Below are 23,153 nucleotides of genomic sequence, written 5' to 3'. Positions count from 1 at the left end.
GCCGAAGGTGGTTCTGACCGCCTGCTGGAACGCAACCGTGTTGCCGAAGGTGGCTCTGATCGCCTGATCGAAAAAAACCAACGGGTGGGCTGATGCCGATGCCAGACAACAAGAACACCCAGCGCTGTAGCTGCTCCCCTCCCAGCCCGGTCCATTGACCGGGCTTTGTTTTTCCACGCGCAGGCTATTAGAGTGCAGGGCTGTTTCACTGCCAGCCGATATTCGCCATGCTGCCGCGCGCCGAACAAAAGCAACAGACCCGCCAAGCCCTGCTGGATGCCGCCCGCCACCTGATGGAAAGTGGCCGAGGTTTCGGCAGCATCAGCCTGCGTGAAGTGAGCAAGAGCGCCGGCATCGTACCGACGGGCTTTTATCGCCACTTCTCCGACATGGACCAACTGGGCCTGGCCCTGGTCAATGAAGTGGGGGAGACCTTCCGCCATACCATTCGCCTGGTGCGACAGAATGAGTTCGAACTGGGCGGCATCACCGATGCTTCGGTACGGATCTTCCTCGACGTGGTCACGGCCAATCGCCAGCAGTTCCTGTTCCTGGCCCGCGAGCAATATGGCGGCTCGCAGCCCGTGCGCCAGGCAATCGCCACCCTGCGCCAGGGCATCAGCTCCGACCTTGCCACCGACCTTGCACGCATGCCGCGCTGGCAGCACCTGGACAGTGCCGCCTTGGCGGTCATCGCCGACCTGGTGGTGAAAACCGTGTTCGCCACCCTGCCGGAATTGATTGACGAACCGGTCGACGGCGCAACCCAGCCGCTCAGCGCCCAGGACAAGATTACCCAGCAACTGCGCTTCATCTTCGTCGGTGCCAAGCACTGGCAAGGCCTGAGTACCCTGTAGCCGCTCGATCGACTGCGTAGCAGTCGCAACGGCCGCTGCATCTGTCCGAGTGTGGCCCTTACGCGCCCCCTCGCGGCCTGGCGGCAGCGGCTACGGTGGCTACGTTTCCTGCTAACATGCGCGCAAACGCAGCGATCATGACGATACCTTTTCCATGCCCGACCTCCATACCGCCCAGCCTGAACTGCCTGCCCTGCTCGACCGGGTCCAGGCTCACTTCGATCAGCGCATCGTGCCGCTCTGGCTGGGTCCGGGCTGGAATGCCGACATGGGCCTGCCCTATGAAGCCCTGGACGCCCACGCCCAGCCGCTGCCAGTACAGCGCTATCGGGCCATGGCCTGCGCCCGCCAGTTGTATCTGTTCAGCAGCCGCATCGAGCAACCGGGCGCCCGCGAACGGGCAGCGGCGCTGTTCCGCTCGCTGCAACGGCACTTCCACGACGCCGAGCATGGTGGCTGGTTCTACAGCATCGACGCCCAGGGCAAGCCACTGGATCGCCGCAAGGACCTGTACACCCACGCCTTCATCATCTTTGCCTGCGCCCACTACTGGGGGCAGGTGCGCGAGCAGTTGGTCGAATCGACCCTGAATGCTGCGCTTAGCGTGGTAGCCGATCGTTTTTCCCGTGATGACGGCTTGTATGAGGCCAGCCTCGATGAAGACTGGTCGGGCCTGGGCAGCGGGCCGTTGCAGAACCCGCTGATGCACTTGGCCGAAGCTTTCCTGGCAACCCACGCCGTACGTGACGATGCCCAGGTGAAAGCCGCCCTGCTGGCGCTGACCGAAGCCATGCAGCAGTACTTCGTCGATAACGAACACGGCGTGATGCTGGAGAAGCCGCGCGGGGCTGTGGATAACTGGTTTGAGCCGGGCCACCAGTTCGAGTGGTTCTTCCTCCTCGACACCTCGGCGCTGCTACGCGGTGGCGCCCTGCATGCCTCCCTGGACAAAGCCTTCAGCTATGCCGAGGAGCATGGCGTCGAAGAGACAGCGGTGCTGGCCATGCTCGAGGCTGATGGCAGCGTCCGCGATGCCACCCAGCGTATCTGGGCACAGGCTGAATACCTGCGGGCACTGGCGTTGCGCCCTGGCAGTGCGGCCAGGGTCCTTGAACAGTTGCAAGCGCTGCAGCAGCACTTCCTGCATGCCGATGGATGGTACGAGTGCCGTGACGCCCATGGCGCGGTCAGCCGCAGCGATATGCCGTCGACCACGCCTTATCATCTGGCGACCTGCCTGCAAGGGTTGCAGCTATCGCGGAACAAGCCCGCGCCCACGCTGTAGGAGCGGGCTTGTTCCGCGAAGGCCTCTCAAGCCTTCCCTGACCGATCAATCGAAAAGCCGGCCCACACCTGGCTTACCGGCATCAGCTCAAGGCTGTTGATGTTGATGTGTGCCGGCTGGTTGAGAATCCAGAAGATGGTTTCGGCGATTTCCTGCGGCTGGATCGCCTCGGCACCGGAATAGGTGGCGTCGTAGCGCGCCTGGTCGCCACCGAAGCGCACCAGGGAAAACTCGCTTTCGCACAAGCCAGGCTCGATGTTGCTGACCCGTACACCAGTACCCGCCAGGTCGCAACGCAGGCTCAGGGAAAACTGACTGACAAAGGCCTTGGTGCCGCCATACACATGGCTCCCCGGATACGGGTAGTTACCGGCCGCCGATCCGACGTTGAGGATGGTCGCGCCGCGCCCGTGGGCGATCAGCCGAGGCAGCAGCAAACGAGTGCTGTACATCAGGCCCTTGATATTGGTGTCGACCATGGTGTCCCAGTCATCCAGGTCGCACTTGGGCGCAGGGTCGGCGCCCAGCGCAAGACCTGCGTTGTTGATCAGGCCACGCAGCGTGGCGAACGTCGGCGGCAGGCTTTCAATCGCCGCCTCCATGGCCTTGCGGTCACGTACATCCAGCACCAGCCCGTGTACTTCGGTCTTTTCCGACAGCTCTTGGCACAGCGCATCCAGGCGCTCCTGACGGCGACCGGTCAGCACCAGCGACCAGCCGGCCTCGGCAAATCGACGGGCACAGGCTTCACCGAAGCCAGAGGTTGCGCCAGTGATGAAAACGGTAGAGGTCATGCTCAACTCCTTGCAAGGTCCAAAAAACGGGTCAGCAGCATGCCCGCAGGCAACGCCACCAGCAAGTACAGCCATGCTGTACAAAAAACAACCATAAGTGCCAAAGCCTTGATCCACATGGGCTCGAGCAAGCTTTGCCCACCTTATCCACAGGCTCTTGCACAAAATCCGGGGGCAACTCCTCCCCCCGAGAATCGGCCGTAACACCTGCAACGACAAGTATTTTCCTTGACGATGCGGGGGTGAATTGACCTCAGCCAGTACTCGCTTGCCCCTGGAGCATTTTACGTAATGGCCCAGGGCCCGTGCAGGCGGTACTTTCAGCATTCTTTCCAAGGCTTGCCCACAGACTTATCCACAGGCAGCACAGTGATTTGAGGGCAGGTTTTACCGGGTATAAAAGTCTTGACATTTGCGTCAGGAATCTTTGCAAAGAAACCTGATCAAAAAACAACCACAAACCTGCAGGCCTTGTATTACAAGGGCTTCAGCAAGGTGCCACCAAGTTACCCACAGCCGCTTCCACACCAATGGTGGACAACTCAAACCCTACAAAAAACAGCCGCTTGCAGCGACTTTGTGTCGCGGCTAAAAGAAAGTGCTCGTAAGGTTGTCCACAAAACGCTGGACAAAAAAACGCCCTGCATGGCAGGGCGTTTTCCCACCGTTGGAATCAGTGCCCCCCCAGGTAAGCGTTACGCACCTCCTCGTTGACCAACAGCTCTTGCCCGGTGCCGGTCAGGCGGATCTGGCCGTTGACCATCACATAGGCGCGGTCCGAGAGTTTGAGCGCATGGTTGGCGTTCTGCTCCACCAGGAAGATGGTCATGCCGGTCTTGGCGAGCTCCCGCAGGGTGGCGAAAATCTGCTTGACCACGATCGGCGCCAGCCCCAGGGATGGCTCGTCGAGCAGCAACAACTTGGGCCGGCTCATCAATGCCCGGGCAATGGCGAGCATCTGCTGCTCGCCACCGGACATGGTCATGGCCCGCTGGTTGCGCCGCTCCTTGAGCCTCGGGAACAGCTCGAACATGCGCTGCATGTCTTCGCTGGCAAACTTGTCGCCGATGGGAATGGTGCCCATCATCAGGTTCTCTTCCACCGACATGTCGGGGAACACCCGACGCCCCTCCGGCGACTGGGCAATGCCGTTGGAGGCGATGTAGTGGGACGACTTGTGGGTGATGTCGGTGCCGCGATAGATGATCTGCCCGCCTGCCGCACGCGGCTGGCCGAAGATCGACATCAGCAGCGTCGACTTGCCGGCCCCGTTGGACCCGATCAGGCTGACCGTCTCGCCTTCGTCGATATGCATCGAGACTTTTTTCAGGGCCTGGATCGGCCCGTAGAAAACGTCCAGCTCCTTGAGTTCGAGAATGGGTGCAGTCATACCAGCTCCTCTTCGTCGGCACCCAGGTAGGCAGCGATCACGGTCGGGTTGTTGCGGATGTCCTGGGGGGCGCCCTCGGCGATCACGTTGCCATGGTCCAGCACCACGATATGGTCCGAGATGCTCATGACCATGCCCATGTCGTGCTCGATCAGCACCACGGTCAGGTCGTGCTCATCGCGCAGTACCCGGATCATCTTGCTCAGCGCTTCGGTTTCCTGCGGGTTGAGGCCCGCTGCCGGTTCGTCCAGGCAGATGATCTGCGGGCGCGTACACATGGCCCGGGCAATCTCCAGGCGGCGCTGCTGACCATACGACAGCTCGCCGGCCAGGCGGTTGGCGCAGTCGACCAGGTCGACTACCTCCAGCCAGTAGAAAGCGTGGTCCAGGGCATCGCTTTCAGCCTTGCGGTAGCCCTTGGTATTGAGCACCCCCGCCAGCAGGCTGCGATTTACCCACATGTGCTGCGCCACCAGCAGGTTCTCCACCACTGACATTTCCTTGAACAGGCGAATGTTCTGGAAGGTTCGCGCAAGGCCTGCGCGGTTGACCAGGTGGGTGCCGCCGAACATCTTGTAGTGCACGCGGTTGATGAAGCGCTTGGGGGAAACGAAATCGCCGAGCTGGAAGCGCTCGCCGAGCAGTTGGATGACGTTGGTGCGAGTACCGCGCAGGTTCAGTTCGATCTTGCCGCCACTGGCCTTGTAGAAGCCGGTCAGGCAGTTGAACACGGTGGTCTTCCCTGCGCCATTGGGACCGATCAGGGCGAAGATCTGGTTGCGCTTGACCTTGAGGCTGACATCGCTGAGCGCCTTGATGCCACCGAAATGCATCATCAGGTTTTCGACCGAGAGAATCACGTCATCGCTCATGGCGCCACTCCTTTACGCGGGACTACACCGGTACGGCTGATGCGAATCAGGCCGCGCGGTCTCCAGATCATCATCAGCACCATGAGCACACCAAACAGCAGCACCCGGTACTCGGAGAAGCTGCGCAGCAACTCCGGCGCCACGGTCAGCACAAAGGCCGCGATCACCACGCCGACCGTCGAACCCATGCCGCCGAGCACCACGATCGCCAGGATCAATGCCGACTCGAAGAAGGTGAACGAGGACGGGTTGACGAAGCCCTGGTAGCTGGCGAAGAACACCCCCGCCAGACCCGCCGTGGAGGCACCCAGGGTGAACGCCGAGAGCTTGACCAGTACATGGTTCAGGCCCATGGAGCGGCAGGCAATCTCGTCTTCACGCAGTGCTTCCCAGGCACGGCCGACGGGCATGCGGGTCAGCCGGTGCTTGATGTACAGCACCGCCAGCACGACCAGGAACAGGACGATGTAGATGAACAGGAATTTCACGTTGGGGTTGTAGTCGATGCCGAAGAACTCATGGAACGGCACGCCACCGTCCTTGGCCCTGCGACCGAACTCCAGGCCCATGAAGGTCGGCGATGGCACCGGCATGCCGTTGGGCCCGCCGGTGAACGACAGCCAATTGTTGAGCACCAAGCGGATGATCTCACCAAAGCCAAGGGTCACGATGGCCAGGTAGTCACCGTGCATCCGCAGCACCGGAAAGCCCAATATGCATCCAGCCAGCGCCGCTGCAATGGCCGCCAGCGGCAGCACGGTCCAGAACCCCAGGCCCAGGTACTGGTAACCCAGCGCCAGGCCGTAGGCGCCGATGGCGTAGAACGCCACGTAGCCCAGGTCGAGCAGGCCGGCCAGGCCCACCACGATGTTCAGGCCCAGCCCCAGCAGCACGTAGATCAGGCCGAGGATCACCACCGTCAACAGGTACTTGTTGGCAAAGAACGGGAACACGATGGCAATCACGATCAGTGCCGGAATGATCCAGCGCAGCCGCGACTTGTAGTCAGGTGCCAGCACATGCACACCCGAGCCACTGCCCTCGAAGCCCTGCAGGATCGACTGGCCCTTGGGGGTCTGCAGGAACAGGCTGAGAACGAAGCGCCCGACCATCACCCCGGCCACCAGCCAGGCGACGCGGGTCGGTTCCATGTTGAAGCTGTAGCCGTCGAGCACCACGCCGACGATGGGCCCGAACACGATCAGGGAAATCAGCCCGGCGAGAATCGCATCGATCAGGCTGCGCTTGATATCGAATGAAGCGGATTTGGCAGCAGACATACTTACACCTTCGCCACGAGTGGGCGACCCAGCAGGCCTTGGGGACGGAAGATCAGAATCAGAACCAGCAGCGAGAAACTGAACACGTCTTTGTAGTCGGAGTTGATCAGCCCGGAGAACAACGACTCGGAGATACCGAGGATGATCCCCCCGAGCATGGCGCCCGGTAGCGAGCCGATGCCGCCCAGTACCGCCGCGGTGAAGGCCTTGATGCCGATGATGAAGCCTGCATAGAAGTCGAAGGTGCCGTAGTTCATGGTGATCAGCACGCCTGCCAGCGCGGCCATCACGGCACCGATGACGAACACGTAGGAGATCACCCGGTCGGTGTTGATACCGAGGATCGACGCCATCTTGCGATCTTGCTGCGTCGCACGGCACATGCGGCCCAGCTTGGTGAACTTGATGATGTAGGTGAGCGCGGCCATGCCGACGAATGCGGCGACCAGGATGAAGATCTTGGTGTAGGTCAACTGGACGAAACCGGTGCCCACTTCCAGGCGCCAGGCGCCTTCAAGCAGCGTGGGTACGCCTTGCTGGCGAGCGCCTTGGCTGATCTGTGCGTAGTTCTGCAGGATCAGCGAAATGCCGATCGCACTGATCAGGGGAGCCAGCCGGGTAGAGTTTCGCAGCGGTTTGTAGGCGATGCGCTCGATGGTCCAGCCATACACGCCTGTGACCACGATGGTGAAGATCAGCGTCCCGAGCATCAGCAGCGGGAAGGATTCGATACCGAAATACGCCAGCAATGCCAGACTGATCGCCGCCAGGTAAGCGGAGATCATATACACCTCGCCGTGCGCGAAGTTGATCATGCCGATAATGCCATAGACCATTGTGTAGCCGATGGCGATCAGACCATAGACAGACCCCAGGGTCAGCCCATTGATCAGTTGCTGCAGAAAAATACCATCCATAACGCAATCTCACGTATTTGAGATTGCACAAGCGCCGACTACGGTGAGCCCCGGATGAAGCGGCCCTCGCAGCGCAGGGTTGTGCAGATCTACGAGAAAAGACAGGTACGGCGCAGAACCGGGTAGCGACCCGGGCACAGGCCCGGGTCGGATACCGTTGTTATTTTTGTTTTTCCAGTTGGTGGTACTTGCCGTCTTTGTCCCACTGGTAGACCACGTAGTCGGAAACGGTCAGGTCGCCCTTGGCGTCCCACTTCTTCTCGCCCATCACGGTTTTCACCGGATTGGCCTTGAGCCACTTGGCGGCGTCCTCGCCCTTGTTGGACTTGGCGCCGTTGAAGGCCGCAGCCAGGGCCTGGACCGAAGCGTAGGCATACAGGGTGTAGCCCTCAGGCTCGGTACCAGCCTTGCGGAAGGCATCCACTACCGCCTTGCTCTCGGGCAGCAGGCGTGGGTCGGCACCGAAGGTCATGTACACGCCATCGACGTACTGCGCGCCACCGGCGGTGGTCACCAGCTCGTCGGTCACCACACCGTCGTCGGACATGAACTTGACGTCCTTCAGGCCCTGCTCGCGCATCTGGCGAACCAGCGGGCCAGCTTCCGGGTGCAGGCCGCCGAAGTAGACGACGTCGGCGCCGGCCGCGCGGATCTTGGTGACCACGGCGCTGAAGTCCTTCTCGCCGCGGGTCAGGCCCTCGTACAGCACCGGGGTCACGCCACGCTTGGCCAACTGTGCCTTGGTGGCATCGGCCAGGCCCTGACCGTAGGTGTCCTTGTCGTGCAGCACCACGACTTTCTTGCCCTTGAGCACGTCGACGATGTAGTCGCCGGCAACGATGCCCTGCTGGTCGTCACGCCCGCACATGCGGAACATGGCGGTCAGGCCGCGCTCGGTCACCTGAGGGTTGGTCGAGCCCGGGGTGATGGCAATGACACCGGCTTCGTCGTACACCTCCGAAGCCGGAATGGTGTTGGAGGAGCAGAAGTGCCCGACCACACCGGCAACCTTGTCCTGGTCAACCAGCCGGTTGGCCACGGCCACGGCCTGCTTCGGCTCGCACGCGTCGTCGCCCTTGACCAGGACAATCTTCTCGCCGTTGACCCCACCCGCGGCGTTGACGGCATCGGCCGCCGCCTGCGCACCTTTCATGTACTGCTCGCCAAACGCTGCGTTGGCACCGGTCATCGGGCCTGCTACACCGATCTTGATGTCGGCCTGAACATACGAAGAAACACCCAGCGCCGTAGCTACGGCAAGGGCAAGAAAGCCTTTCTTGTAAAACGTCTGCGACATGAGGTGGTGCTCCTGGAGTTTTTTTTGGTTGGCACTACAACTTTCAGCAATTGCTCAGAGCAAGGGCCGTGCCATTGGTTTTTTATTCTGGGAAAACTCGTTAAGAAGTTGCCGGAGCCCTGGCCGCGTCCTTTTTTTTACTGGCTGTGCAACCCTCTGCCTCACGCCGAGCGCCACTACCGCCAAACAAAAAGAGCAACCGCCATGTGCCATCATTGCAACCCCGGCAAGTGTTTACGTGCAACCAGCCTGTAACAAGATGCGTAACCGAACTGCACATCCTTGGTGCGCGACTGCTACAGCGGGCACCATTACAGGCTAGACGTTGGGACGGGAAACTGCTGCGACATGTAGCTGCTACCGATGTACCCGCGGCAGGCCGCCCACCTGCCTAAAAAAGGCTGGCACAATGGCAAGGTCTGTGCGTCGTTGCTGGCAATTGATGGCGCGCGCCCCCTACGGAGCCCCTTATGAGCGAGAGCGCCTTCGCCGATCGCATCGTGCAGAACCTGCTCGACACCGACTTCTACAAGCTGACGATGATGCAGGCGGTGCTGCACAACTACCCCAACGTCGACGTCGAATGGGAGTTCCGCTGCCGCAATGGCGAAGACCTGCGCCCCTATCTGGCGCAGATCCGCGAACAGATCGAACAGTTGTGTGAGCTGAACCTGGGTAATGGCCAGCTGGGTTTCCTGGAGCAGATCAGTTTCTTGAAGCCCGACTTCCTGCGCTTCCTCGGGCTGTTTCGCTTCAATTTGCGCTACCTGCAATTGGGCATCGAGAACGACCAGCTGTATTTGCGCCTGCGCGGCCCCTGGCTGCATGTGATTCTGTTTGAAGTGCCATTGCTGGCCATCATCAGCGAAGTGCGCAACCGCCATCGTTATCCACAGGTCAAGCTGAGCGACGCCCGTGACCAGCTCTACCGCAAGTTCGACTGGCTCAGGGCACACGCCAGCAGTGACGAACTGGCGGAATTGCAGGTGGCCGACTTCGGAACTCGCCGACGCTTCTCCTACAAGGTCCAGGAAGACGTGGTGCGAGTGCTCAAGGAGGACTTCCCAGCGCGCTTCGTCGGCACCAGCAACGTACACCTGGCACGGAAACTGGATATCAAGCCCCTGGGCACCATGGCCCATGAATGGATCATGGCCCACCAGCAACTGGGCCCGCGCCTGATCGACAGCCAGATCGCCGCGCTGGACTGCTGGGTTCGCGAATACCGCGGCCTGCTCGGCATCGCCCTGACCGACTGCATCACTATGGATGCCTTTCTGGGTGACTTCGACCTGTACTTTGCCAAGCTGTTCGATGGCCTGCGCCACGACTCGGGCGACCCGGTGCAATGGGCCGAGAAAGCCATCGTCCACTACCAGAAGCTGGGGATCGACCCGATGACCAAGACCCTGGTGTTCTCCGATGGCCTGAACCTGACCAAATCGCTGGAGATCTTCCGTGCCCTGCGGGGTCGGATCAACGTCAGCTTCGGCATCGGCACCAACCTGACCTGCGACATTCCCGGGGTGGCGCCGATGAGCATCGTGCTTAAAATGACCGACTGCAACGGCCAGCCTGTCGCGAAGATTTCCGACGAGGCAGCCAAGACCCAATGCCGCGACGAAAACTTCGTCGCCTACCTGCGCCACGTGTTCAAAGTGCCCAAGGAGTAATTCATGCAAGCCGTCCAGCGAGAGATTGCGCAAGCGCTCAAGGTCCAGCCGCCCTTCGCCGACCGCGCCGCGCTCGATGCCGACGTGGCCCGTCGTGTGGCGTTCATCAAGCAGTGCCTGAACAATGCCCGGCTCAAGACCCTGGTGCTGGGTATCAGTGGTGGCGTCGATTCGCTGACTGCAGCACTGATGGCGCAACGGGCAATCAACGAGCTGCGCAGCGAGACGGGCAATCCGGACTACCGTTTCATCGCCGTGCGCCTGCCCTACCAGGTGCAGCATGACGAGCATGACGCCCAGGCGTGCCTGGACGTCATCAAGGCCGACGAAGTACACACCGTAGACATCGCCCCGGCCGTACGCGCCCTGGCTGTCGAGGTCAAGGCACTGGAGAACGGCGCGCCGGCGATGGTCGACTTCGTGGTCGGTAACACCAAGGCGCGCATGCGCATGGTTGCCCAGTACACCATCGCGGGGGCCCGCCAGGGCCTGGTGATCGGCACCGACCACGCTGCCGAAGCGGTGATGGGCTTCTTTACCAAGTTCGGTGATGGTTCCTGCGACCTGGCACCCTTGAGCGGGCTGGTGAAAAACCAGGTACGGGCGATCGCACGCAGCTTTGGCGCGCCCGAATCATTGGTGGAAAAAGTGCCGACGGCGGACCTGGAAGACCTGGCCCCGGGCAAGCCGGACGAAGCCTCCCATGGTGTGACCTACGCCCAGATCGATGCCTTCCTGCACGGTGAACCGGTAAGCGAGGAAGCGTTTCAGATCATCAAGGGAACGTACGAGAAGACCCAGCACAAACGCGAGATGCCATTTGCGCCGTAAAAAAATCGCGGGGCAAGCCCGCTCCTACTGTAGGAGCGGGCTTGCCCCGCGACAGGTCACCCGAATTACTTCAGAGTAACAGTGCCTTTCATCATCGAGATGTGGCCTGGGAACGAGCAGAAGAAGCCGTACTTCTCGTCAGCCTTCAGCTTGGAAACGTCGAAGGTCACCGAGTCGGTTTCCTTGGCGCCGATCACTTTGGTGTGGGCGATAACGCGCTCGTCACCGTCCTTCAGGTAGTTCTTGTCGATGCCTGCGCTCAGGCCATCGGTGGCAATCGGCTGCATGTCAGCTTCTTTGCTGATCACCAGGTTGTGCCCCATGACGTTCTTCGGCAAGGCACCGGAGTGAGTCAGTTCAACGGTAAAGGTTTTGCAGCTCTTGTCGATTTCTATGGCCTTGGTGTTGAAGGACATCTGGTCGGTAGAGTCGACCGTGACCTTGCACTCAGCGGCGAATACCTGAGTGCTGGCGAGGGTCAGCAAGGATACAGCAACAACTTTGGCAAACATCGTGAATCTCCATGGCAGGGTTTTTTATCAGCTTGAAGACTGCCTGAATCCGCAAGGCGGGCCCATGATGTGGGTCAAGCGCTGGCAGTGAGCCAGGCAGTGAATTTGTTCTATGGATTGTATACACGAAATCTAAGTGCCCATCATGCACCTTTGCGGGACGATGAGACAACCTCTCATTTAGGAGTAGTCGTCATGCCCCTAGATGGCGATATCAGATTGAGATCGATGTTGCCACCCGCTGCCTGAGCTGGAAATAGTACGCTATGCCATCTACAACGACTTCCACCCATGAAGGGCTTGCAGGTAACCTCGCAGCCTAATGTTCCATTCCGCGCCCTGAGACGACCTGAGCGCCACAACCTGACAATGCCGTCAGAACTGCACTAGGCGTGTCACACGTTGCGGCGTCACCTGGGATTAGCTATAAAAAATCGCGCCAGCGGCCAGTATTGAGCGGTGTAATCCTTAGAATTTCACCCGCCTCGACAAGCCTAATATCACACGGCCTAATAGTCTCGGAATAAAGATGCACCTCGCTAAGATAAACAGCCCCATTAGTGCAATCAGCAAAATCAAGCGTAGTCGCCAACTCACCAACCTCAACACCCAAGAACGCTGACAACCCTTGCTTGTTGTCAAGGAAGTTATGCTTTAACGAAACCCCTTTAACAAAAGGGCCCTTTATTTCATAAACATAAGCGTTAGGCATCAACCTTCTATATCGAAGAACCCCTTTCAATTTTTCCCCAGCGATAAGAACCCCGTGCTGCCTTGGCAACATTTTCTTTACAGCGCTAAAATCATGGGATGGATAAAAGCCATGAGATAAAACAATCTCTGGCGGCGTGCTATCCACACGAAACAATGGCGTATCGACATAGCTTTTTTCGAAAAGTCCATATTCATTTATCATGCATCACCTTTTTTCGATCAGGGCGCATTCTATTTCTGGCGATCTCAAGTAACAAGTGCAACACCTGAAGTAAGGTAGTTGGCGTGGGTTAATGGGAAATTTTCAGCCTGTTAAAATCGATGTTTCCTACGCTGCCTGAGAGGCTAGCCACATTACAGACTTGGAAGCTACTGGCTTGAGCCTTACTCTGTGTGCGTTTGTAACCGGAGATGAATGATGCCTGTACGTTCCGTTTGTGTGTTCTGTGGCGCCAGCACTGGCGTCAACCCGGCTTATCGCGAGGCGGCCATTGCCCTCGGCGAGGCCATTGCCCAACGTGGCCTGACGCTGGTGTATGGCGGCGGCGCGGTCGGCCTGATGGGAATCGTTGCGGACGCGGCCATGGCCGCTGGCGGTGAAGTGATCGGGATCATCCCCCAAGCCCTGAAAAGCGCCGAGATCGGCCACACCGGCCTGACCCGTCTGGAAGTGGTCGATGGCATGCACGCACGCAAGGCGCGCATGGCAGAGCTGAGCGATGCCTTTGTGGCCTTGCCGGGTGGCCTGGGTACGCTGGAAGAATTGTTCGAGGTCTGGACCTGGGGGCAACTGGGCTACCATGCCAAGCCGTTGGGCCTGCTGGACGTCAACGGCTTCTACACCAAGCTGGGCAGCTTTCTCGACCATGTGGTGGAAGAAGGCTTCGTGCGCCCGCAGCACCGCGCCATGCTCAAGCTGGCCGTAACCCCGGATGAACTGCTGGACGCCATGGAAGACTTCGAGGCGCCGGTACTGCCCAAGTGGGTGGATAAAAAACCTGATTGAAATACGACCGCTGCGCGGCCGATCGCAGGCTATCGCCAGCCGCTACGCTCTATCCAGTGGCATGACCGTGACCTGTACCTCCGGGTCATGGCTCCCCCCTCCCAGAATCACCCCGCGCAAGGGCGATACATCGGAAAAATCCCGGCCCCAGGCCAGGGTTATGTGTTCCAGCGCGGGCCGCAGGTTATTGGTGGGATCGAAATCGACCCAACCTTGCACCGGGCAGAACACCGACACCCAGGCATGGGATGCATCCGCCCCGACCAGACGCGGCTGGCCGGGTGGCGGCCGGGTCAGCAGGTAACCACTGACATAGCGTGCTGCCAGGCCCCGCGAGCGCAGACAGGCCAGCATCAGGTGGGCAAAATCCTGGCAGACGCCTCGGCGCCGCGCCAGCACTTCGACCAGAGGGGTGGCAACCTGGGTGGCCTCAGCATCGAAGGTAAACTCGCTGAATATCTTTTCCATCAACGCCTGAGCCCCCAGCAACAGCGACTGCCCCGGCGCAAAACACGACTCGCTGAAGGCCACGAAGCGTTGCTTCAAGCGTACATACGGTGACTCGAACCGATAGCGGCAGGCTTCCAGGCATTCAACCGACAATGGGTGGCTGGCATACGACAGCCCATCGCGCACCTGCTCCCAGGCAGGCGAAATGCTCAAATCCGGCTCTGCACGCGCCATCACTTCGATCTGCAATCGCGCGACCACCCGCAGTTGCTCATGCGGACGCTCGAAGGCCAGGCGCGTCACCGGGTTGCCGAATACATCCCACTCATCGCGGCGCTGGGAGGGCTCGGGGCTGACCTGCAGCACCTGGGCGCTGCAACGCTGCCAGGCGCAAGGTCGTGGCCACAGGTGAGCCAGTTGCTGGGCCAGGGACACAGGGCTGTCGTAGTGGTAATGGGTATCGTGGATTACCTGGTAATGCGCGCTCATCACACCGATACCGTTTGCTGGCTGACATCATCGACATGGGCGAAATGACGCAAGGCCAGACGCTCGGAGATTTCACCGCAGGCCCGGGCGATCGACTGCAGCAGATCGGCAAGACCAGCCAGCACCGCGTGGACACTCGGGCTGCCGAACAGCGAGTCCTCCAGGCTGCGCAAGTCAAAATGCCTGAGCTGCTCTGCCAGCAGCGCAAGGGCGGGGTCGCGGGCGCTGCTGAACTCCTGGCCCAGGCGTTCGTAGGCACGCACCAGCAACTTGAGCTGGAACAGCACTGCATGAGGGTTCTGCTCATCGAGCAGCAGCAGGTCCAGCACGGGGATCAACTGCGCCACGGCCAAGTAGCGCGAGCGGTAGGTGATGCTGCTGTTGCCCAGTTCCAGCAACCATTCGAGCCCGGCCTGATCGAACACCGCCGGGCCACGCAGAAAGGCCGCCAGGCTGCTGCATAGTGATTGCAGGCGTTCGATACGCCGGCCGATCATCAAGAAGCGCCAGCCATCGTCGCGGGTCATGTCGTCCAGGGCAAAGCCCGAGAGCGCCGCCAGGGACATCACCAGGCGATTGAGAAAGTCCACCCGCTCACCAAAGTCCGCCGCCTCATCGTCCAGACTCCGGGCTTCGCGCTGCAGTTCCACCAGCGCCAGCCAGTTTTCCCGCGAGAGTTTGCCGCGCACCTGCGACGCGGCCCACTGCAAGCGCTGCAGGTTGGCCTGCAGGCTGAAAGCCCAGTCGTCATCGGCCAGGGCTGCACGCAAGCGCTCGGGCAGCGTCCCCTCTTCCGGCAGCAGCGAAAGCTCGTCCGCCAGGTTGACTGCCGCGTGCAGGGCCAACGGGTCGTCGCCGTCCAGGTAACGGGTGAGGATGATCCGCAGCAACCGAGCACTGGTATCGCAACGCTCGCAGTAGCGCCCGAACCAGAACAGGTTTTCCACCACCCGCGAGGGCAGGTACGGATCCTGACGGATCAGGTCGGCCACACCCAGGTTGCGGCTTGCCCGCCACTGGTCGCCAACCGGTGCAGCCTCACCCAATACCCAAGTGTCTTTGCTGGCCCCTCCGCGCTGCATCGACACCACCTCGGCGTCGGCCTGCGCCGCAACCCGGGTCAGGCCGCCGGGCAGTATCCGGTAGCCATCCTGCGATGCGACGGCATACACCCGCATACCGACCGCCCGCGACTGCAACTGGCCTTGCTCCGGTTGCCACACCGGCGCCTGCGACAACTGCGCCAGCTCCTGGGCAACATAGGCGTACGGCCGGGCCTGGATTCGCTCGGCCAGGGCCTGGCGCTGGGCGGCATCCAGGTCCCGTCCGAACACCGGGCTGAAACTCTGCGAAGGAAACGCCGGCTTGACCAGCAATTGCGGTAACTGCTCCAGCGCTCGGGCCATGACCGGTGGTTCGCCACACCACCAGGTGGCAATCGACGGCAAACTCAGGTCCTGGCCAAACAGGCGTTGATTGATCGCCGGTAAAAAACCCAGCAAACCGGGCGACTCCAGCACACCGCTGCCCAGGGCATTGGCCACCAGCACCCGACCCTGACGCACCGCGTCGAGCAACCCCGGTACACCCAGGGCCGAGTCGGTGCGCAGCTCCAATGGATCGCAGAAGTCGTCGTCCAGGCGGCGCATGATGGCGTGTACGCGGCGCAGGCCACTGAGGGTCTTGAGGTACACCGTGGCATCGCGCACGGTCAGGTCGCCGCCTTCCACCAATGGATAGCCCAGCTGGCGCGCCAGGTACAGGTGCTCGAAATAGCTCTCGTTGAAGCGCCCCGGTGTCAGCAGGACCACCAGTGGCGCCTCGTTGTCACGCGGCGCAAGGCGGATGAGGGTGTGTTGCAAGGTGCGGAAGAAACCGGCCAGATGCTGCACCTTCAGGTCGCGGTACAACTCGGGCAAAGCGCGGGAAACGATGACGCGATTTTCCAGGGCATAACCGGCACCGGAGGGCGCCTGCGTGCGGTCGGCGGTCACCCACCAGCGGCCATCCGGCGCCCGTGCCAGGTCCACGGCATAGACGTGCAGAAAGGTCCCGTCGGGTGGCCGAATACCCTGGCAGGGCCAGAGAAAGTTGTTGTGCCCATAGACCAGCTCGGCCGGCAACAGCCCCTCCCCGATCAACTGCTGCGGGCCATAGATATCCGCCAGCACTGCATTGAGCAGGCGTGCCCGCTGGGCAACGCCCTCAGCCAGTTGCTGCCATTCGTCTGCAGGTACCAGATTGGGCAGCAGGTCCAGCTCCCACGGGCGATCGGCCCCCTTGGGATCGGCATAGATGTTGTAGGTAACACCGTTCTCCTGCAGTTGCCGGGTCAGGGAAGCCTGACGCTGCGCCAATTGCGCCGCACCGCTGCGCTGCAGGTAATCGCACAGCGGTTGCCAATGCCTGCGCACCTTGCCGTCGGCTTCGAGCATTTCATGGTAAGCCCCCGAGTTGAGCGGGTAGGCATCAAACAGATCAGGCATGGCAGTGCTCGAGGACCACGGGTAATTTCAGAGTAGCGCTCAGTAGCGGCGCAAATCCAGGGTAAAGGGCAGCTCGGGATCGATGCGCACGTCCGGCACCGGCAAGGCGCCCGGGCTGTGGCCGATACGGAAGAAGCGCGCCTGACGTCGGCTCTGGGCTTCATTGGCATTGACCGGAAAACTGTCGTAGCTGCGCCCCCCCGGATGCGCCACATGGTACTGGCAGCCCCCCAGCGAACGTCCCATCCAGGTATCGAGCAGGTCGAACACCAATGGCGCATGCACCCCGATGGTCGGCTGCAGGCAGTTGGCCGGCTGCCAGGCACGGTAGCGCACCGCCGCTACATACTCGCCCACTCGCCCGGTGGGCTGCAGCGGCACGGCGATTCCATTGCAGGTCAGCCGATAGCGCTCGGCACTCATGCCACTGACCTTGACCTGCAAGCGCTCCAGAGACGAATCGACGTAACGCACATTGCCACCGCCAGCGCCCTCCTCGCCCAGCACATGCCAGGGCTCAAGGGCCTGGCGCAGCTCCAGTTCAATACCGTTGACTGCGTAATCGCCCACTTTGGGGAAACGAAACTCCAGGTGCGCGGCAAACCACTCGGCACGCAGGGCGAAGCCCGCGGCGTTGAGCTCGACCAGAACGTCGGCAAAATCCTGCTCGATAAAGTGCGCCAGCATGAAGCGGTCATGCAGCGCCGTGCCCCAGCGTGTCAGGCATTCGGGTGCATAGGGCTCGCGCCAGAACCGCGCCACCAGCGCCCGCAGCAGCAATTGCTGCACCAGACTCATGCGCGCGTGCGGCGGCATTTCAAAGGCGCGCAGTTCCAGCAGGCCCAGGCGTCCGGCAGGGCCATCCGGCGAATAGAGTTTATCGATGCAGAATTCGGCGCGGTGGGTGTTGCCGGTCACGTCGATCAACAAGTTGCGCAGCAGACGGTCAACCAGCCACGGTACACACGCCTCGCCCGGTGCCGGCATCTGCGCGAAGGCGATTTCCAGCTCGTACAGTGAGTCATTGCGCGCCTCGTCGATGCGGGGCGCCTGGGAGGTAGGGCCAATGAACAGGCCGGAGAACAAGTACGACAGTGACGGGTGGTTGTGCCAATAGCTGATCAGGCTGCGCAACAGGTCAGGCCTGCGCAGGAACGGCGAGTCGGCAGGCGTGGCGCCGCCGAGTACGAAGTGATTGCCACCGCCAGTGCCGGTGTGCCGCCCATCGATCATGAATTTCTCGCTGATCAGTCGCGTCTGGCGCGCCTGCTCGTAGAGGAACTCGGTACGCTCGACCAGTTCGTCCCAATTGGCCGACGGCTGCACATTGATCTCGATAACACCCGGGTCCGGGGTCACCTTGAAATTGACCAGACGCGGATCGGCAGGCGGCTCATAGCCTTCAAGCAACACCGGGCAATGCAGCTCCTGGGCGGTGGCCTCGATGACCGCCACCAGCTCCAGATAATCCTCCAGCCGCGACAGCGGTGGCATGAACACATACAGCCGACCATCCCGGGGCTCGGCGCACAAGGCCGTACGGGTCAACCCGTCGGCCGAGGCATCTACCCCGGGGGCTTGCTGCTCTTGCTCATCTACCGCATCGTTGGCACTGGCATTGGCTAGCGAATCGCGATCCGGCAGGTCGGCCAGCGGCTGGTTGGGATCGGTTGGATGTACGTACGGATATTCCGCCGCGCTCACCCAGGGCTGCGCTGCCAGCGGCAAGCGGTACCCCAGCGGAGAGTCACCCGGCACCAAACGGCAGTGTTGGTCACGCAAGTACCAGCGCCCACTCTGCCAGCGCTGCTCATCGGCGCTACGCGCCAGCGGCAGCACCTGGCCTATGACCTGGTCCAGCCCCTGGCCGAACACCTTGCGCAAACGCGCACGCTCCATTTCATCACCCAGGCGCGCGTCGTCGATACGTACGTTGGAGGGCAAACCGCCCTCGCGCCACAGGTAATACAGCGCATCCTCGCAGGCTGGAAACACATACCGCACCGGCAACTTGAGCCGCTCGGCCACACTGGCGAGAAAACGCCCGGCCAGGTGGCTGTCGGCGCCATGATTCTGCGTCTCGTCAGCGATCAGCGCCGGGTTGTTCCACACAGGTTCGCCATCACGGCGCCAGAAGCAGTTCAGCGACCAGCGCGGCAACTGCTCGCCCGGATACCACTTGCCCTGCCCGAAATGCACCAGCCCCTTGAGCGCGTAATGCCTGCGCAGGCGCTGGAACAGCTCAGTCGCCAGGCGTCGCTTGTTCGCCCCCAGTGCTGTGGTATTCCATTCGGCGCCATCTGGATCGTCGATGGCGACGAAGGTCGGCTCGCCGCCCATGGTCAGGCGCACGTCTGCCGCTTTGAGTTCGCTGTCGACCTGGCGGCCCAGGGCGACGATGGCCTGCCATTGTTCGTCGCTGTAAGGCAAGGTCACCCGGGGCGATTCCCACAGCCGCTCCACACTCATTTCATGGGAAAAGTCGCATCCACAAGGCTCGACCAGGCCACTGATCGGTGCTGCGGACGTTGGATCAGGGCTGCAGGCCAGCGGGATATGCCCTTCCCCGGCAAACAGGCCTGAAGTCGCGTCCAGGCCAATCCAGCCAGCGCCCGGCAAGTAGACCTCGCACCAGGCGTGCAGGTCGGTGAAATCCTCATCGCTGCCCGACGGCCCGTCCAACGCTTTGACGTCGGCCTTGAGTTGAATCAGGTAACCGGAAACAAATCGTGCCGCCAGCCCCAGGTGACGCAGCAGTTGCACCAGCAGCCAGGCCGAGTCCCGGCAGGAGCCCGAACGGTTTTCCAAGGTTTGCTCCGGCGTTTGTACACCGGGCTCCAGACGGATCAGGTAACGGATGTCCTGGCTCAGGCGCTGGTTCAGTGCGACCAGGAAGTCTACGCTGGCCTGGGGCGTGCGTTCGATGCTGCTCAGGTAACTGGCGAGCAGCGGCGTCAACGGCAGCGTTTCGAGGTAGGGCGTGAGTTCGTGACGCTCATCGCGGCCATAGCTGAAGGGAATCTGCTCGGCGTACGGTTCAAGGAAAAAGTCGAAGGGATTGAACACGGCCATTTCGGCGACCAGGTCCACTTCCACCCGCAGGTTGTCGGTTTTTTCCGGAAACACCAGGCGGGCCAGGTAATTACCCTGGGGATCCTGCTGCCAGTTGATGAAATGCCCGGTCGGCTGCACTTTCAAGGCATAGGAAAGAATCCGCGTACGGCTATGGGCAGCCGGACGCAGGCGCACGATTTGCGGACCCAGTTCGATGGCACGGTCATAGCGGTACTCGGTGACATGGTGCAACGCGACATGGATCGACACGGCGGGCCTCCTGCGAGCCTGGACGGTAGCGGAACCGCGCAAGACTTGTGCCATGCGGCCAGGCCAGCGAATCCCTGCGTACAGCCCATGCCGGCGCACCAAAAGCGCACCGTGACGAAGCTGCCGTGCAAGCCTTGCACAGATTTGAAGCTTTGCCAGGAAGATTCGCGGTCGTCCGTCCATCGCCGGCACGGCGGCGCAATGGCAGAAACAAAAACGCCAGCCCGAGGGCTGGCGTTTTATTAGCGCGGGATGACCGGCTGGCGGGCGGGCTTCTTCTTGCCCTTGCCACCCTTGGCGGCATCCTTGCGCGCCTTGGCCGCTTCCTGGTTGCGGGCGAACGCTGCGGCCTTGGCCTCTTCGCGCTTGTCCCACGGCTTGGAGCCATCACTGGCACGTGGCGGCAAGCCGCTGTGCTGGGTGAGGATCTTCTGCTCCTTGCCCACCTTATGGCTGCCTGCCGGGGTCGAGTTCTTGCGACGGGCACTCTGGTAGGTGTCGGTGGTCGGCTGATGCAGCGGGATCAACTGGTGCTTGCCCGGGCCGATCAGGTCGGCACGGCCCATGCGTTCCAGGGCTTCACGCAGCATCGGCCAGCCCTTCGGGTCGTGATAACGCAGGAAGGCCTTGTGCAAGCGACGCTGCTGCTCGCTCTTGACGATGGTCACCGGGTCGCTCTTGTAAGTAACCTTGCGCAGCGGGTTCTTTCCCGAGTGGTACATGGCTGTGGCCGACGCCATCGGCGAGGGGTAGAAGGCCTGTACCTGGTCGGCACGGAAGCCGTTGCCCTTGAGCCACAGGGCCAGGTTCATCATGTCTTCGTCGGTGGTCCCCGGGTGCGCGGCGATGAAGTACGGGATCAGGTATTGCTCCTTGCCCGCCTCTTTCGAGTACTTCTCGAACATGCGCTTGAAGCGGTCGTAGCTACCGATACCCGGCTTCATCATCTGATTGAGCGGGCCTTCCTCGGTGTGCTCCGGAGCGATCTTCAGATAGCCGCCCACGTGGTGGGTGACCAGCTCCTTGACGTACTCCGGCGATTCCACAGCCAGGTCGTAGCGCAGGCCCGAGGCGATCAGGATCTTCTTCACACCCGGCAGTGCTCGGGCACTGCGGTACAGCTTGATCAGCGACGAATGGTCGGTGTTCAGGTTCGGGCAGATACCCGGGAACACGCACGACGGCTTGCGGCACGCCGATTCGATCTCGGGGCTCTTGCAGGCAATGCGGTACATGTTCGCGGTCGGGCCACCGAGGTCGGAAATGACGCCGGTAAAACCTGGCACCTTGTCGCGAATCTCTTCGATCTCGCGAATGATCGAATCGTGTGAGCGGTTCTGGATGATGCGGCCTTCATGCTCGGTGATCGAGCAGAAGGTACAGCCCCCAAAGCAGCCGCGCATGATGTTCACCGAAAAGCGGATCATGTCGTAGGCCGGGATTTTCTCCTTGCCGTACGCCGGGTGCGGAATGCGCGCATAGGGCATACCGAACACGTAGTCCATTTCTTCGGTGGTCATCGGAATGGGTGGTGGGTTGAACCATACGTCCACTTCGCCGTGCTTTTGCACCAGGGCCCGGGCGTTACCCGGGTTGGTCTCCAGGTGCAGCACCCGGTTGGCGTGGGCATAGAGCACGGCATCGCCGCGGACCTTCTCGAACGAAGGCAGGCGAATGACCGTCTTGTCACGGGTCATGCGCGGGCTGGCCAGGATCTGCACGACCTTGGCTTCGTTCGGGTCTTCGTCCGGGCCCTTTTCCTGCTCGATGGCACAGGCCTGGGTGTCCTGGGTGTTCACGTACGGGTTGATGATCTTGTCGATCTTGCCCGGACGATCGATACGCGTGGAATCGACTTCGTACCAGCCTTGCGGGGTGTCACGACGCACGAAGGCCGTGCCACGGATGTCGGTGATGTTCTCGATCTTTTCACCAAACGCCAGGCGCTGGGCCACTTCGACGATGGCCCGCTCCGCGTTGCCGTACAGCAGGATATCGGCGCAGGCGTCGATCAGGATCGAATGGCGGACCTTGTCCTGCCAGTAGTCGTAGTGCGCGATACGGCGCAGGGAAGCCTCGATGCCGCCGAGCACGATCGGCACATGCTTGTAGGCTTCCTTGCAGCGCTGGCTGTAGACCAGGCTGGCGCGGTCGGGACGCTTGCCGGCCAGACCGCCCGGGGTGTAGGCGTCGTCGGAGCGGATCTTCTTGTCCGCGGTATAGCGGTTGATCATCGAGTCCATATTGCCGGCCGCGACGCCGAAAAACAGGTTCGGCTCACCCAGCTTCATGAAATCTTCTTTGGACTGCCAGTTCGGCTGGGCAATGATGCCCACGCGAAAGCCCTGGGCCTCGAGCAGACGACCGATGATCGCCATGCCGAACGACGGATGGTCGACGTAGGCATCACCGGTCACGATGATGATGTCGCAGGAATCCCAGCCGAGCTGATCCATCTCCTCCCTGCTCATTGGCAGGAATGGCGCTGGTCCGAAGCATTCGGCCCAGTACTTGGGATAGTCGAAAAGTGGTTTGGCTGCTTGCATGTCAGTGACCGGTGGCTAATCGATGAAAAATCGCGGGCGCGGAATATAGCACAAATTTTGATCACATCCGACGGTAATGGTCGGATTTGGCTTCGGTGCAGGCGTTACGCCACCACCCTGGTAGCGCAGTCGCTTTTTCACAGGACGATAGAACCTCGCTCCAGATGTACTTCGCGCACAGATTTTTTTACAAGATGTTATCCCTCCCCTACCCATTCATTACACCAACTAATTGATATAAAAACACAACCGCAAAATCAGCAACAATTCTTAGGAAGAAACTTCTGCCCTCTGAAGACCCCTCCTACATAAACACACCTGTAAATCACTCCTCCCCTGTTGAGCATTATCAAAAAGCAGTGATACAAAGTACTGGCGTCAACCGACGCACATCAAACAAATAAAGGAGCGCCCATCATGGGACGACGCC

The 23,153-nt window shown here is 61.1% G+C and carries 17 protein-coding genes and 1 pseudogene; 6 read left to right on the top strand and 12 right to left on the bottom strand.

Going from position 1 to position 23,153, the window contains the following annotated elements:
- The 3 genes and pseudogenes from H621_RS29045 to H621_RS0123405 all read left to right on the top strand — a co-directional run.
- Nucleotides 1–93, top strand: a pseudogene (locus tag H621_RS29045) (phage infection protein); the annotation flags it as partial.
- 134 nt (nt 94–227) lie between these two features.
- A complete protein-coding gene (locus H621_RS0123410) occupies nt 228–857 on the top strand; it encodes a TetR family transcriptional regulator (protein ID WP_028945706.1) in 630 nt (209 codons plus the stop codon).
- Between the two features lie 154 nt (nt 858–1,011).
- Nucleotides 1,012–2,142: an AGE family epimerase/isomerase gene (locus H621_RS0123405; RefSeq protein ID WP_028945705.1), complete on the top strand. Its 1,131-nt coding sequence runs from the start codon at nt 1,012–1,014 to the stop codon at nt 2,140–2,142.
- A gap of 26 nt (nt 2,143–2,168) precedes the next feature.
- On the opposite strand, the gene H621_RS0123400 is transcribed toward H621_RS0123405, so the two are convergent.
- The 6 genes from H621_RS0123400 to H621_RS0123375 all read right to left on the bottom strand — a co-directional run bounded on the left by H621_RS0123400 (nt 2,169) and on the right by H621_RS0123375 (nt 8,692).
- Nucleotides 2,169–2,936 carry an SDR family oxidoreductase gene (locus H621_RS0123400; RefSeq protein WP_028945704.1) on the bottom strand — a complete coding sequence of 256 codons (768 nt, stop codon included), beginning with the start codon at nt 2,934–2,936 and terminating at the stop codon, nt 2,169–2,171.
- Nucleotides 2,937–3,609: 673 nt separating this feature from the next.
- On the bottom strand, nt 3,610–4,326 hold the full coding sequence (locus H621_RS0123395; RefSeq protein ID WP_028945703.1) for an ABC transporter ATP-binding protein: 717 nt from the start codon (nt 4,324–4,326) through the stop codon (nt 3,610–3,612).
- A complete protein-coding gene (locus H621_RS0123390; protein ID WP_028945702.1) occupies nt 4,323–5,198 on the bottom strand; it encodes an ABC transporter ATP-binding protein in 876 nt (291 codons plus the stop codon). The genes H621_RS0123395 and H621_RS0123390 overlap by 4 nt, the downstream gene beginning before the upstream one ends.
- Entirely contained in the window at nt 5,195–6,478 is a 1,284-nt protein-coding gene (livM, locus tag H621_RS0123385) for a high-affinity branched-chain amino acid ABC transporter permease LivM (protein WP_028945701.1), read from the bottom strand. Before livM ends, H621_RS0123390 begins: the two co-directional genes overlap by 4 nt.
- 2 nt (nt 6,479–6,480) lie before the next feature.
- Nucleotides 6,481–7,395 (bottom strand): ABC transporter permease subunit, encoded by a 915-nt coding sequence (locus tag H621_RS0123380; protein WP_028945700.1) that lies wholly within the window; start codon nt 7,393–7,395, stop codon nt 6,481–6,483.
- A 160-nt stretch (nt 7,396–7,555) separates the two neighbouring features.
- On the bottom strand, nt 7,556–8,692 hold the full coding sequence (locus H621_RS0123375) for an ABC transporter substrate-binding protein (protein ID WP_028945699.1): 1,137 nt from the start codon (nt 8,690–8,692) through the stop codon (nt 7,556–7,558).
- A gap of 470 nt (nt 8,693–9,162) precedes the next feature.
- On the opposite strand from H621_RS0123375, the gene pncB reads away from it, so the two are divergent.
- Together pncB and nadE are read left to right on the top strand one after the other, a co-directional pair.
- Entirely contained in the window at nt 9,163–10,365 is a 1,203-nt protein-coding gene (gene pncB / locus H621_RS0123370) for a nicotinate phosphoribosyltransferase (RefSeq protein ID WP_028945698.1), read from the top strand.
- A 3-nt stretch (nt 10,366–10,368) separates the two neighbouring features.
- Nucleotides 10,369–11,196 (top strand): ammonia-dependent NAD(+) synthetase, encoded by an 828-nt coding sequence (nadE, locus tag H621_RS0123365; protein WP_028945697.1) that lies wholly within the window; start codon nt 10,369–10,371, stop codon nt 11,194–11,196.
- A gap of 65 nt (nt 11,197–11,261) precedes the next feature.
- On the opposite strand, the gene azu is transcribed toward nadE, so the two are convergent.
- Both azu and H621_RS28610 read right to left on the bottom strand, forming a co-directional pair.
- Nucleotides 11,262–11,708, bottom strand: a complete 447-nt coding sequence (gene azu, locus H621_RS0123360) for an azurin (protein WP_028945696.1) — start codon at nt 11,706–11,708, stop codon at nt 11,262–11,264.
- A 424-nt stretch (nt 11,709–12,132) separates the two neighbouring features.
- On the bottom strand, nt 12,133–12,624 hold the full coding sequence (locus tag H621_RS28610) for a hypothetical protein (protein WP_156905653.1): 492 nt from the start codon (nt 12,622–12,624) through the stop codon (nt 12,133–12,135).
- Nucleotides 12,625–12,840: 216 nt separating this feature from the next.
- On the opposite strand from H621_RS28610, the gene H621_RS0123355 reads away from it, so the two are divergent.
- On the top strand, nt 12,841–13,428 hold the full coding sequence (locus tag H621_RS0123355; RefSeq protein WP_028945695.1) for a cytokinin riboside 5'-monophosphate phosphoribohydrolase: 588 nt from the start codon (nt 12,841–12,843) through the stop codon (nt 13,426–13,428).
- A gap of 42 nt (nt 13,429–13,470) precedes the next feature.
- Here the strand turns inward: H621_RS0123355 and H621_RS0123350 are convergent, their stop codons facing one another.
- From H621_RS0123350 to H621_RS0123335, 4 genes are all read right to left on the bottom strand, one after another.
- Complete coding sequence (locus H621_RS0123350) at nt 13,471–14,367, bottom strand: transglutaminase family protein (protein ID WP_028945694.1); 897 nt, start codon at nt 14,365–14,367, stop codon at nt 13,471–13,473.
- Complete coding sequence (locus H621_RS0123345) at nt 14,367–16,853, bottom strand: circularly permuted type 2 ATP-grasp protein (protein WP_028945693.1); 2,487 nt, start codon at nt 16,851–16,853, stop codon at nt 14,367–14,369. Before H621_RS0123345 ends, H621_RS0123350 begins: the two co-directional genes overlap by 1 nt.
- A gap of 39 nt (nt 16,854–16,892) precedes the next feature.
- Complete coding sequence (locus H621_RS0123340) at nt 16,893–20,177, bottom strand: transglutaminase family protein (RefSeq protein WP_028945692.1); 3,285 nt, start codon at nt 20,175–20,177, stop codon at nt 16,893–16,895.
- 242 nt (nt 20,178–20,419) lie between these two features.
- Nucleotides 20,420–22,723, bottom strand: a complete 2,304-nt coding sequence (locus tag H621_RS0123335) for a YgiQ family radical SAM protein (protein ID WP_028945691.1) — start codon at nt 22,721–22,723, stop codon at nt 20,420–20,422.
- Nucleotides 22,724–23,153: the final 430 nt, after the last annotated feature.

Origin of the sequence: Pseudomonas vranovensis DSM 16006 (assembly GCF_000425805.1) — a bacterium.
Lineage (GTDB): Bacteria > Pseudomonadota > Gammaproteobacteria > Pseudomonadales > Pseudomonadaceae > Aquipseudomonas > Aquipseudomonas vranovensis.
The sequence above is the reverse complement of the archived record's forward strand: the minus strand, read 5'-3'. Positions and strand labels throughout refer to the sequence as shown.